The organism is Achromobacter sp. DH1f, assembly GCF_000633435.1.
In the GTDB taxonomy this organism is placed as follows: domain Bacteria; phylum Pseudomonadota; class Gammaproteobacteria; order Burkholderiales; family Burkholderiaceae_B; genus Achromobacter; species Achromobacter deleyi.
In genome coordinates this window covers 46,789-58,954 of sequence record NZ_AYMF01000001.1, presented here as the reverse complement: position 1 = coordinate 58,954, position 12,166 = coordinate 46,789, and the positions used below count along the sequence as shown (strand labels likewise).

At 65.1% G+C, this 12,166-nt stretch carries 12 protein-coding genes; 2 read left to right on the top strand and 10 right to left on the bottom strand.

Translation table 11 applies throughout. From position 1 onward, the window contains the following. Positions 1–78: 78 nt before the first annotated feature. The 10 genes from U858_RS0100255 to U858_RS0100210 form a co-directional block, all read right to left on the bottom strand. Positions 79–1,419, bottom strand: a complete 1,341-nt coding sequence (locus U858_RS0100255) for an extracellular solute-binding protein (protein WP_025135195.1) — start codon at positions 1,417–1,419, stop codon at positions 79–81. Positions 1,420–1,423: 4 nt separating this feature from the next. Then, the gene (locus U858_RS0100250; RefSeq protein WP_025135194.1) at positions 1,424–2,680 is read right to left on the bottom strand and encodes a D-amino acid dehydrogenase; all 1,257 of its coding nucleotides are present in this window, start codon (positions 2,678–2,680) and stop codon (positions 1,424–1,426) included. A 205-nt stretch (positions 2,681–2,885) separates the two neighbouring features. Continuing rightward, a complete protein-coding gene (locus tag U858_RS0100245) occupies positions 2,886–3,932 on the bottom strand; it encodes a CDP-6-deoxy-delta-3,4-glucoseen reductase (RefSeq protein ID WP_025135193.1) in 1,047 nt (348 codons plus the stop codon). 55 nt (positions 3,933–3,987) lie between these two features. Then, positions 3,988–4,356, bottom strand: coding sequence for an aspartate 1-decarboxylase (panD, locus tag U858_RS0100240; RefSeq protein ID WP_025135192.1), 369 nt, complete (start codon positions 4,354–4,356; stop codon positions 3,988–3,990). A gap of 306 nt (positions 4,357–4,662) precedes the next feature. Continuing rightward, a complete protein-coding gene (locus U858_RS0100235) occupies positions 4,663–5,535 on the bottom strand; it encodes an MOSC domain-containing protein (RefSeq protein ID WP_025135191.1) in 873 nt (290 codons plus the stop codon). Between the two features lie 164 nt (positions 5,536–5,699). Continuing rightward, on the bottom strand, positions 5,700–6,623 hold the full coding sequence (thpD, locus tag U858_RS0100230) for an ectoine hydroxylase (protein ID WP_025135190.1): 924 nt from the start codon (positions 6,621–6,623) through the stop codon (positions 5,700–5,702). Positions 6,624–6,638: 15 nt separating this feature from the next. Continuing rightward, positions 6,639–7,043 (bottom strand): ectoine synthase, encoded by a 405-nt coding sequence (locus tag U858_RS0100225; RefSeq protein WP_025135189.1) that lies wholly within the window; start codon positions 7,041–7,043, stop codon positions 6,639–6,641. After that, positions 7,040–8,347 carry a diaminobutyrate--2-oxoglutarate transaminase gene (gene ectB / locus U858_RS0100220; RefSeq protein WP_025135188.1) on the bottom strand — a complete coding sequence of 436 codons (1,308 nt, stop codon included), beginning with the start codon at positions 8,345–8,347 and terminating at the stop codon, positions 7,040–7,042. The genes U858_RS0100225 and ectB overlap by 4 nt, the downstream gene beginning before the upstream one ends. Positions 8,348–8,473: 126 nt before the next feature. Then, on the bottom strand, positions 8,474–9,034 hold the full coding sequence (gene ectA / locus U858_RS0100215; RefSeq protein WP_025135187.1) for a diaminobutyrate acetyltransferase: 561 nt from the start codon (positions 9,032–9,034) through the stop codon (positions 8,474–8,476). Further along, positions 9,031–9,579 carry a MarR family winged helix-turn-helix transcriptional regulator gene (locus U858_RS0100210; RefSeq protein WP_025135186.1) on the bottom strand — a complete coding sequence of 183 codons (549 nt, stop codon included), beginning with the start codon at positions 9,577–9,579 and terminating at the stop codon, positions 9,031–9,033. The genes ectA and U858_RS0100210 overlap by 4 nt, the downstream gene beginning before the upstream one ends. 253 nt (positions 9,580–9,832) lie before the next feature. Between U858_RS0100210 and U858_RS0100205 the strand changes: the two genes are divergently transcribed. Then, positions 9,833–10,780 carry a MurR/RpiR family transcriptional regulator gene (locus tag U858_RS0100205; RefSeq protein ID WP_115596912.1) on the top strand — a complete coding sequence of 316 codons (948 nt, stop codon included), beginning with the start codon at positions 9,833–9,835 and terminating at the stop codon, positions 10,778–10,780. A 40-nt stretch (positions 10,781–10,820) separates the two neighbouring features. After that, positions 10,821–12,161: an aspartate aminotransferase family protein gene (locus U858_RS0100200; protein WP_025135185.1), complete on the top strand. Its 1,341-nt coding sequence runs from the start codon at positions 10,821–10,823 to the stop codon at positions 12,159–12,161. Positions 12,162–12,166: the final 5 nt, after the last annotated feature.

Genomic DNA, 12,166 nt, shown 5'->3' with positions numbered 1-12,166 from the left:
AGACTGGCATGTACGCAGGGCGAAAAAAAGCCCGGTTCGAATGAACCGGGCTTTCTGGCCTTGCAGGCGGCGCGATGCTTAACGCTGAGTCGCGATGCTGCGGGCCTGGTTGGCGGCGTTGTTCAGGGCCGAGACCGGGGGGGTCTTGCCTTCCAGCGCGTCGTTCAACTGCTGGTTGAACACGGGCTCGATGCGGTCGTAGTTGGCCATGCGGAAACCGCGGCTGTTGGCGACCGGACGCGTGCTCATGGAAGCCACCACGGCTTGGGCGCCGGGAATGCTCTTGTAGAACGACACGTCGGACGCGCGGAACGCGGCTTCGGTCAGCGGCAGGTAGCCGGTGCGCTGGTGCCATTCCGCCGCGATGACGGGCTTGGACAGCCAGGCCAGGAACTGCGCGGTGGCCTTTTCTTCGGCTTGCGGACGGCCTTCAAGCGCCCACAGCGCCGAACCGCTCACGAACGGCTGGCCGCCGGTCTGAGTGGCCTGGTCGTAGTAAGGCAGCGGCGCCACGCCGAACGACAGGCCCTTGGTGTTCAGGAACTGGCCGAACGAGCCCGAATTGCCGGTCAGGACCGCGCATTCACCCTTGGCAAAGAGCTTGTCCGAGGTATTGTCGGCCGAGTGCGCCATGAACAGCAGCGACCGCTTCCAGCTGACCATCAACGAAATGTGACGCATGTAGAGCGTGTCGAACTGCATGGCAGGCGCCGCGCTCTTCTTGGTGACCGCATCCAGGCCGTTGTTGTTGCTGGTGAACTGTTGATTGTTCACGGGGGCCAGGTTTTCCAGGTGGATCGACACCTGATCGCTGGACGCGTAGGGGCAGTCAAGATCGGCCACGTCGCGCAGCTTGAGGAGTTCGCCTTGCAGCGCGGTCCAGGTGCGTGCGGGCTTGTTGGGATCAAGACCGGCCTTCTTGTAGGCGGCGGTGTTGTAGAACATCACCGGCACTTCGGCCATCCAGGGGAAGGCCAGCAGGCGGCCCTTGCCGTCGCGGATGAAGCTGCTGGTGGCCGGCACGAACCAGTTCAGGTCCTTGACGGGGTACTTGGCCAGCAATTCGTACATCGGCAGGATGGCCTTGTGCTCGGCCACGACTTCCGGCGAATGGTTGTCGTTCAGTTGCACCAGGTTCGGGGCCTTCTTGGCCTTGACCGCGGCGGTCGCTTCCTGTTGCAGGGCGGCTTGCGAATCGAAGCCGCGCAGGGTCACTTTGACCTGGTCCTGCTCTTTGTTGTACTGCTTGGCCAGCTTTTCGAATTCGGCCTTGTTGGCATCCGGCAGCGTGTGCCAGACCTGGATCTCGACAGGTGCGGCATTGGCCGCGCCTGCTACCGCCATGGCGGCGCCAAACACCCATGCCCGCCGGCTGGCGAACATCGCGCGGGCAACGCCCGCCAATTGCAATTTCTTCATAGGTTCATAGACCAAGAAAAGGGAATTCCGGTTCTGGACGGCGCCCGCTGAGCAGGTCTGCCAGAGCCCGGCCCGAGCCAACGCCCATCGTCCAGCCGAGAGTACCGTGTCCGGTATTGATATACAAATTGGGGATACGGCTGCGGCCGACGATAGGCACGTTCGAGGGGGTGGACGGGCGCAAGCCCGACCAATAACTGACGCGCTCGAAATCGAGCGCGTCGGGAAAGAGTTCGCGAGCCAGCCGCGTCATGGCTTCGCAGCGGCCGGTATTCAGGCCGCGGGAATAGCCGGACAGCTCGGCGGTGCCCGCCATGCGCAGGCGATCGCCCAGACGCGAAAAAACGACCTTGTGGCTGCTGTCGGTAAGACTGACCGTCGGCGCGCCATCGGGCTTCAAGACCGGGAAGGTCGCCGAATAGCCCTTGGCGGGATACACGTTGCACGGAATGCCCAGCGGGCGCAGCAGCGACGGGCTGAAACTGCCCATGGCCACCACGTAGGCGTCGGCGGCCAGGGTGCCGTAGCGGCCGTCGGGTTCGATCAGTTCAACGCCTTGCACCGCGCCGCCCTGGGTGATCAGGCGCGTGACGCGGGTGCTGTAGCGGAATTGAACGCCGGCCCGCGCACAGCGCTCGGCCAGGGCGACGGTGAACAGATGCACGTCACCGCTTTCGTCTTCGGGAGTGAAATCGCCGCCGACGATGGTATTGCGGTGCGGCGCCAGGGCCGGCTCGATGGCAATGACCTCATCGGTGGACACCACGCGGCGTTCGACGCCGAAGTCGCGCATCAGGCCAGCGGCTCGTTGCGAGTTTTCGAATTCGTGCGGGTCGCGGTAGAAATTGAGGATGCCGCGTTCGAGGTGGTCGTATTCGATGCCCAGCTCGGCGCGCATGCTGCGCAGGGTGGCGCGGCTGTATTCGGCCATGCGGACCATGGCGCGGATGTTCGGCGCCAGGCGGCCCGGCAGGCATTCGCGCAGAAAGGCCAGGCCCCACATCCATTGCCGCCAATCCAGCTGCGGCCGGAACAGCAGCGGGGCGTCGTCCTGGAACATCCATTTGAGCAGTTTCAGGGGCGCTTGCGGGTTGGCCCAGGGTTCCGCGTAGGACACGGATATCTGGGCGCCATTGGCAAGGCTGGTTTCCTGGGCGGGTCCGGTGCAGCGGTCGATGACCACGACGTCGTGGCCTGCCTGGCTAAGCCACCAGGCGCTGGAGATTCCGATGATGCCACTACCCAATACCGCTACTTTCATGCCCGCATTGCTCCTTGCGTACCCACTGGGTCCGCGGACACGATGTCCGCGCCCCGCGGCAAGCCGCTGCCAAGGTGACATCGCAGTTTACCCCGACGCCCCGCCCTCGCCTACGGCTGAAAACATCAAAAAAAGGGGCGGAATCGATCAGCCTGGATCAGGCTGCCGGTTCGCCCCTTTTTGCTTGCTCGCCCCCTGGGATGGATCAGGGCGCGGCTTTGGCCAGGTCGGCCTCGGACGTGAAGGCGTCAGCGTAGAACTCTTCGGGCGGCAAGCCGCGCTGGGCGCTGAATTCGCGCCGGGCGGCATCGACCATGGGCGGCGCGCCGCAGGCGTAGACCTGGTACCCCGACATGTCGGCGATGTCGTGCAGCACGGCCTCGTGAACGAAGCCGTCGCGGCCGGTCCAGTTGTCTTCCTGCAGCGCGTTGGACACCACGGGCACGTAGCGGAAATCCGGCAGCGCCTCGGTCCACGACTGCGCCAGCGCATCCATGTACAGGTCGCGCGGGCGGCGACCGCCCCAATACAGCGAGACCGGGCGGTGGATGTTCTTGTGGATCATGTGTTCCACGATGGCCTTGACGGGTGCGAAGCCCGTGCCGCTGGCCAGCAGGATGATGGGTTTGTCGCTGTCTTCGCGCAGGAAGAACGAGCCGAACGGGCCCTCGAGGCGCAGGATTTCGCGCTCTTTCATCTGCGTATCGCCGGCGCCGAACACGTGGTCGGTGAACAAGCCGCCCGGCATGTGGCGGATGTGCAGTTCGAGCGGGCTGCCGGTATGCGGCGCGCCGGCCATCGAATAGCTGCGGCGGCGGCCGTCCTTCAGGATCACTTCGATGTATTGGCCGGCGTAATAGCGGAACTGCTCGGAAGCCGGCAATTGCAGCTTGAGCACGGTGACGTCGGGCGCGGCGCGCTCCATGGTCTGCACGCGCGAGGGCAGCTTGCGGATCTGGATGTCGCTGGCCAGGCGGACCTCGGTGGATTCGACCACCAGGTCGGAAGCGGGCCGCGCCTGACAGAACAGGGTGTAGCCGTCGGCCAGTTCCTCGGGCGACAGGATCTGCGCCGGGTATTGGCCCGCGTCGAACTCCCCGGACACCACTTTGCCCTTGCAGGTGGAGCAGGCGCCGTTGCGGCAGCTGTAGGGCAGGACGATGCCTGCGGCCAGGGCGCCGTCGAGCACGGTCTGGCCGGGCTCGACCGGGAATTGATGCTTGCTGGGTTGGATGATGACCTGGAAGCTCATGATGAAACGTATCAGGGTTGACGGAGCGCCGCCTGGCGCTCCGCCCGGCCCGGCCTCAGGCCGGGAACTTGCGGATTTCCTTGACGCGGTTGGCGTCGTCCACCAGCACGACCTGCGGCTTGTGGGTGGCGGATTGCTCTTCCGACATCGGCCCGTAGGTGCAGATGATCATCAGATCGCCGACCTGGGCGCGACGCGCGGCGGCGCCGTTCAACGAGATGACGCCGCTGCCGCGGGCCGCCTTGATGATGTAGGTGTCGAAGCGTTCGCCGTTGTTGATGTTGTAGAGCTCGATGCGTTCGAACTCGCGCATGCCGGCAGCGTCCAGCAGGTCTTCGTCGATGCCGCACGAGCCTTCGTAGTGAAGATCGGCTTCGGTGACCGTGACGCGGTGCAGCTTTGCCCGCAGCATGATGCGTTGCATGATAGAAATGTCCTGGTTTCGCGTACCGGCGCGCGAAGAGATGCAATGAATGCGAATACGCCTGCGGGCGGATGATCCCGCGGGCCAAGAACCGCGCGGCACCCGGTTTCTGCCGTCGGAAGCCGGTATTCTATAATTTTTGCCGCAATGGAACGCCCTGCCGGCCGGTCCCAAAGCCACTTGGCGGCATTTGCCATCCAAAATGGCAGCATTGGCCATCGTCATGGCCCGAAAACGTCCATCGCTCGGCGGGCACTCGCCCCGCAAAAACTGGGTTGGACCGGCCGGGCCTGGCCCGGCGCGATGTCAGAAGTCCAGCTCGATCTCGACCCCGTCGCCCACTTTCAGGCGGGCGCCGGCAGGCGCATCGACGATGGCATTCTGGCCGAACACCACCCCGATATCCAGGTTGCGGTAGCCCGCCAGCGTGCGGCCCGGCTCGTCATGCTGCACGGCGGTGCGCTGGTCGATATCGGGAATCGAGCAGCGGGTGCACGGCTTGACGAACGCCATGCTGACCGGGCCTGCGGTGATCATGGCGGTGTGGTCTTCCTCAAAGGCCTCCCATTCCCCCTGCACCACGATATTCGGTCGGAAACGGTCCATCGGCACCGGCGCCACGCCCTTGGCCTGCAGCCGGGCATTCAGGTCGTCCAGCGACGCCTGGTTGGCCACCAGCAGCGGGAAACCGTCGGCGAAACCGAAGAAATGGTCGCCGCCGAAGGTATCGGCCAGGTCCGGGTGGCCGTCGGTCCACTTGTCCACCCATTCGGGCTTGGCAGGCCGGGCCGCGGCCTCGTCCACCTTGTACAGGCGGCACGGCGTCTTGAGGAAAGCGGTGCACCATTCGGCGGCCGCCTCGCTTTCGCGGCGCGCATCGATGAAGTCCTTCCAAACGCCCACCGATTCCACGCCGGCCTGCAGGCCGGAACCATCCAGCGGCACATCCAGGTCCGTCATGCCATGCGCCGACAGCCGCAGCGAATCGGCCGTGAGCGCGGTGCGGATCAGCGCCATGGCGGGCCATTGGCGCTGCGTCATGAACTGGCCGTCGGCCCCGATCACCATCCAGCGGCGGTCATGCGCCAGGCCGGCGCGATCCACGGGCGACTCGGCCAGATCGATACCGGCACAGGATTTGATCGGATAGATATGCAGGCTGAGGATGCGGGCAGACATGGCAGGGACACAGGCGTGGAAAAGAGCGGCAAAGCATAGCGGATGGACGAAAAAAAGCCCAGGCGGACCTGGGCTGAGAGAATGAAGCCCCGCCGCCGGGCCGCCCCAAGGCGGGGGAGCCCCCGCGGGGGGCAGCAAGCGCAAAGCGCGCGGCGTGGGGGCCCTCAACCAACCAGTTTCAGGGCATCCAAGGGCGTCACCGCCTTGAACGCCTTGCGCGTGGCGATGTGCTCGGGGCGCGGGGTCAGGCCGTACTTGGGCGGCTCCAGCGTGTTTTCCATGCTGTTGTAGACCATGAACACGTTCGACCGGGGCCACGGCGAGATGTTGCTGTTCGAGCCGTGCATGGTGTTGCAGTCGAAAAACACCACCGAACCGGCCTTGGCGGTCATCGAGCGAATGCCGCCCTGCTCGACCAGCAATTGCAGGCTGACCGGGTCCGGCACGCCGTATTCCTGTTTCTTCAGCGATTGCTTGTAGTGCTCGTTGGGCGTTTCGCCGACGCAGGAAATGAACTGGCGATGCGACCCGGGCACCAGCATCAGCGGCCCGTTGCAGTCGTTGTTCTCGGTCAGCAGCACCGAGCAGCTCAGGGCGCGCATCGACGGCATGCCGTCTTCCACATGCCAGGTCTCGAAATCCGAATGCCAGTAGAACTCCTTGCCCTTGAAGCCAGGCTTCATGTTGGCGCGGGACTGGTGGATATAGACTTCGGACCCGAGAATCTGGCGGGCCACGTTGACCAGCCGCGGATCACGCACCAGGCGCGCCAGCACGGGGTTCAGCACGTGCACCATGAAGATGGAGCGCACCGCGTTGCTGCCGGGCTCGGTGATGGATTCTTCGCGGCGGATGATCGACGGGTCGCGCGTCATGCGCTCGACCTCGGCCGACAGCGCACGCACTTCGGCTTCCGTGAACAGGTCTTCCAGCAGCAGAAAGCCGTCGCGCTCGTAAGAGCCGATCTGTTCGCCGCTCAGGGCGTTGGCGTAGCTGCCTTCGCCGTAGACCACGGGGTCCTGGCGAGAAATGATGGCGGAACTTCGATCCGTACGGGAGGCGTACGGATCCTGTGCAGGTGAGATCATGCGAACCTCCTTGTATCAGGCCGCTTTCGCGTGGGCTTCAGGCAAGGCGTAGACGCCCTCTTTGTCGTGCACTTCCTGGCCGGTCAGCGGCGGGTTGAAGACGCAGATGACCCGCAGCGGCTCCTTGCCGCCGCACAGCCAGTGCTCGTCGTGCTCGTTCAGGGCGTAGACCACGCCAGGCCCCAGGTCGTATTTCTTGCCGTCGGCGATGGTCTCGATCGAGCCGTCGCCTTCGATGCACCACACCGCTTCCAGGTGATTCTTGTAGTGGATATGCGTGCGGCCGCCGGGGAAGATGGTGGTCTCGTGGAAGGAAAATCCCATGCCGTCCTTTTTCAGCAGCACACGGCGGCTGACCCAGGTGTCGGTGCGGACTTCATCGGCGGTGCCGATCACATCTTTGACATTGCGTACGATCATTGACGTTTTCCTCCAAATTTGAGAATGCGGGCGGACTGCCCTTCTTCGGCCAGCGCGTCGGCCACGCTGGCCTCGATCACATCCAGGCCCTTGCTCAGCAACTCTTCCTCGATGGTCAGGGCCGGCAGCAGCTTCAGGACCTCGTCGTGGGCGCCCGACGTTTCGATGACGACACCGCGCTTGAATGCATTGGCGGCGATGCGGTTGGCCAGCGCGGGCGTGCTGTTGCACACCAGGCCCTGGATCAGGCCGCGGCCGCGCACCGACAGGCCGGCGTTGGGATAGCTGTGAACCAGGTTTTCCAGCCAGTCGCGCACCAGGCGTTCCTTGCGCTGGATGTCCGCGGTGAACGCGGTGTTGGCCCAGTAGGTTTCCAATGCCTGCGTCGCGGTGACGAAGGCCAGGTTGTTGCCACGGAACGTGCCGCTGTGGGCGCCCGGCTTCCAGATGTCGAGCTCGGGCTTCATCAGCACCAGCGACATCGGCAGGCCAAAGCCCGATAGCGACTTGGACAGCGTGATGATGTCGGGGCGGATGCCGGCGGCCTCGAAGCTGAAGAACGTGCCGGTGCGGCCGCAGCCAACCTGGATGTCATCCACGATCAGCAACATGTCGTGGCGCTTGCACAGCTTGTCCAGTTCCTTCAGCCAGCGCAGCGTGGCCACGTTGACGCCGCCCTCGCCCTGCACCGTTTCCACGATGACGGCGGCGGGCTTGTCCATGCCGCTGCTGGGATCTTCCAGCATGCGTTCCAGGTAGGCCATGGTGTCCACGTCCGGCCCGAAGTAACCGTCATAGGGCATGAAGGTGGTGTTGGCCAGCGGGTAGCCGGACGCATCGCGGAACTTCATGTTGGCCGTCACTGCCAGCGAACCGCCGCTGACGCCGTGAAAGCCGTGCGTGAAGGAAATCACATTGGGCCGCCCTTTGACCTGGCGCGCGATCTTCAGCGCCGCCTCGACCGCATTGGTGCCGGTGGGGCCGGTGAATTGCAGGGTGTATTGCCAGTTGCGCGGCTTGAGCAGCACACGGTCGACGGTCTCGAGGAATTTCTTCTTGGCGCTGGTGGCCATGTCCAGGCCGTGGACCACGCCATCGGACTGCACGTACTCGAGCAGTTTTTCCTTCAGCACCGGATTGTTGTGGCCGTAATTCAAGGTGCCGGCGCCGCTGAAGAAGTCGATGTATTCGCCACCGTCCTCGTCGACCAGCGTCGAGCCCCTGGCCTGGCTGAAGATCACGGGAAACGAACGGATGTAGCCCCGTACTTCCGACTCCATCCGGTCAAAGATTTTCAAGTCCATGTGATTAATCCTCCCTTTCATCTCATAAGTTGACAGACGGCCAGAGCCCCTCCGCATGCGCGCCAGGCGCATCCGGATCAGTACAGCCATCCCGGTTTTCGATAAGGACCCGCAGGGTTCCCGGCCTTACGGCGCGGGCAACGTGAACGGGCCTATCCTCAACAACATCTCGTCGTCGTGGTCCGCGCCACCGAACAATTGCCGATCGAAGAACGGCTGCTCGGAGACGTGGGCGCCCAGCTCGCCGGCCAGGCCGGAGAAGGTGCGGCGCGATGCCTGGTTGTCAGGCGCCACCGTGGTTTCAAGATGACGAACATGCTCGAGCCCCTTGCGTCGCAAGAGCTCCCGAAGCATGGCGCGGCCTAACCGTTGGCCGCGTGCGCGGGTGTGCACGGCGACCTGCCAGACGAACAACACGTCAGGCTTGTCGACAAGCACGTAAGCGGAGATAAATCCATCGATACGTCCCCCGGCGCTTTCGGCCAGGACGCAGGTGCCGCGGTTGTGCTCGCACAGGAGCAGGTACGCGTATAGGGAATTCACATCGAGTGGCGGGCACTCGGAGATAAGCTGGTGGATCGCGGCGCCGTCTTTGCGGCGGGGCTCACGCAGGAGATGCGTTTTGCTGCCCGCCGCCGGCGCCACGGCACTTGAGTTGATGGGGTCGATCAGTTCGTTTGTTCTCATACAACCAGTCCCGATTCGGGAGGCGCCCCGCCGGTGGGCACCTCGAGGATGGGCGACGACACGTCGCCATGGGTATCCGTTGCGACCTCGCTCTCTTCTTCCATGAGCGCCACGATGCGCTCGAGCGACAGCGTGATGGTGGCCTGCTCCAGCTCGGGCAATGCGTTCAGCGCGTCAGCCAGGTGCTTTTGCAGCGGCGAGGGCGCCTGCTGGGCCAATTCGCGGCCGGCGTCGGTGGCGGTCACGAAGACGATGCGGCGGTCTTCGCGGCCGCGTTCGCGGCGGATCAGGCCCTTGTCTTCCAGGCGGTCAAGAATGCCGACGACCGTGCTGGGGCTGACATGGATTTCGCGGCTGATCGCGGTGGCCGTCAGCGGGCCGTTCGCGATGACCGTACGCAGGCACATGAGCTGCGGCGCCGTGATGTGGCTGACCGCAGACAACTGGCGCGAATGCAACGCGATGGATCGCGTGATTCGGCGCAGTGCCCGCAAGATGCGCAGGTCATATTGCTGCGAGGGGTCGGTTACGGTCTGTTTATTCATGACTAAATTAGTTCAGCTAAATTGATTTCTATACGAATGATATGGGTGACCTATCCCTGTGTCAAACCCGATCACCGGCCATTTTGTAATCATTTCCGCGCTATTTCCCGGCATGTCCCCAAGGGCGTTCCCAGGGGGACAGCCACGTTACGGTTTGTCGGAGTTGTCGTACAGTCCGCAAATAAAACATCTGTTTTTTACTTCAATATAGATGTAGCATTTGTTTTATATCGTTCTGGCTTCCGACGTCACCGTGACAACCGCCCTGCAAGACCATCTGCGCGAAATCAGCGCCACCCTGCCCGCCGAGATGCAGCGCGCAGCGCGTTGGGTGCTGGCCAATCCGGCCCAGGTCGGGCTGTGGTCGATGCGCCGGCAAGCGCAGGCCGTGGGCGTATCGCCAGCCACCATGCTGCGGCTGGCTCGCGCGGCGGGGCACGACAGCTACGAGGCCTTTCGTGCCCCGTTCCAGCGTGCGCTGGCCGGTGCGTCGGACGCCAGTCTGCGTGACCGCGCGGCGCGTTTGCAGGCTTCGCACGCGGGCCAGGCTGGCGGCCGCGGCCATGACACCCTGACGCAATTGCAGACCGAGGCCATGGCGTCGATCTGGCAAGCCAATGACGAAGCCGCATTCGACGCGGCCGTCGCTGCGCTGCTGGCCGCGCGCCAGGTCGGTTTCCTGGGCACGCGATCGGCCTTCGGCATCGCCTTCCAGATGCGCTACGCCTACCACCTGCTGCGCCGCAACGGCATCCTGATCGACGGTTTGGGTGGCGCGTCAGCCGAAGACGCCGACAGCCTGCAGGAAGGCGATGCGCTGGTGGTGATTTCGCAAGCGCCCTACCCGGCCGCCACGGTGCGCCTGACGCGCCAGATCGCCGCGCGCGGCGTGACGATATTGGCGCTGACCGACAGCGCGGCCAGCCCGGTGGCCCAGGCCGCCGACCACGTGCTGCGCTTTACCCGGCCCGACGATCCGGCCACGGCCGACACGGGCCCCGATGCATCGGCCCAACGCGGCCCCGGCTCGTTCTTTCACAGCACCGCCGGCCTGCTGGGCCTGGCCGAACACCTGATCGCGCGGCTGGCGGCCCGCGGCGGCGACGCCGTCCTGCAACGCCTGGCTGATATCGAAACCCGCCTGCAGGCCGACGGCGCCTATTGGCGCGAACCGACGCGCAGACGCGGCGCCGCCCCCTGACCCCTTTCCCTCGCTTCCCACGCCCCTGGAGACCCCAGCCATGACCCGCTCCCGCGTTCTACACCGTTCCCTGCGCAGCACGCCGCCCGTCGCCGTACGCGGCCAGGGCGTCTGGCTCTATGACCAGGAAGGCCGCGCCTACCTGGATGGCTCGGGCGGCGCGGCGGTGTCCTGCCTGGGGCACAACCATCCCGATGTGCAAGCGGCAATGCATGCGCAGATCGATGCGCTGGCCTATGCCCACACCAGTTTCTTCACGACCGAGGTCGCCGAGGAACTGGCCGGCATGCTGGTCGCCGATGCGCCCGCGGGCACGTCGCACGCGTACTTCGTGTCGGGGGGCTCGGAAGCCATCGAGGCCGCACTGAAGATGGCGCGCCAGTACTTCGTCGAAATCGGCCAGCCGCAGCGCCGCCACATCGTGGCGCGACGCCAGAGCTATCACGGCAACACGCTGGGGGCCTTGGCGGTGGGCGGCAATGCCTGGCGCCGCGCCCAGTTCGCGCCGCTGCTGATCGATGTCGAACACGTGTCGCCCTGCTACGCCTACCGCGACCAGCGCGCCGGTGAAACCGACGAGCAGTACGCCGACCGCCTGGCACAAGAGCTGGACCAGGCGTTTGAACGGCTGGGCTCCGACACCGTGATGGCCTTCGTGGCCGAACCCGTCGTGGGCGCCACATCGGGCGCCGTGACGGCCGTACCCGGCTATTTCCGCCGCATCCGCGACGTCTGCGACCGCCACGGCGTGCTGTTCATCGCCGATGAAGTCATGTGCGGCATGGGCCGTACCGGCACCTTGTATGCCATCGAACAGGAAGGCGTGACGCCCGACCTGATCACCATCGCCAAGGGCCTGGGCGGCGGCTACCAGCCGATCGGCGCGGTCATGGCGCAGGAACGCATCGTGCAGGCCATGCAGCAGGGCAGCGGATTTTTCCAGCACGGCCACACGTACCTGGGCCACGCGACAGCCTGCGCGGCGTCGCTGGCGGTGCAACAAGTGATCCGGCGCGACAACCTGCTGGCGCGCGTGCGCACGCAAGGCGAGGGCCTGCGCCAACGCCTGCAAGAGGCGCTGGGCGAACATCCCCACGTGGGCGATATCCGCGGGCGCGGCCTGTTCATGGGCGTGGAGCTGGTGCGCGACCGCACCAGCAAAGAGACCTTCGACCCGGCCATGACGCTGCATGCGCGCATCAAGCGCGAAGCCATGGCGCGCGGCCTGATGGTCTACCCCATGGGCGGCACCATCGACGGCCGCCAGGGCGACCACGTGCTGCTGGCCCCGCCCTTCATCATCTCGGACGACGAGCTGGACCAGTTGACCGAGCGGCTGGCCGGCGCGATCGACGTGGCCATCGCCGACGCCGGACGCTGAGACGG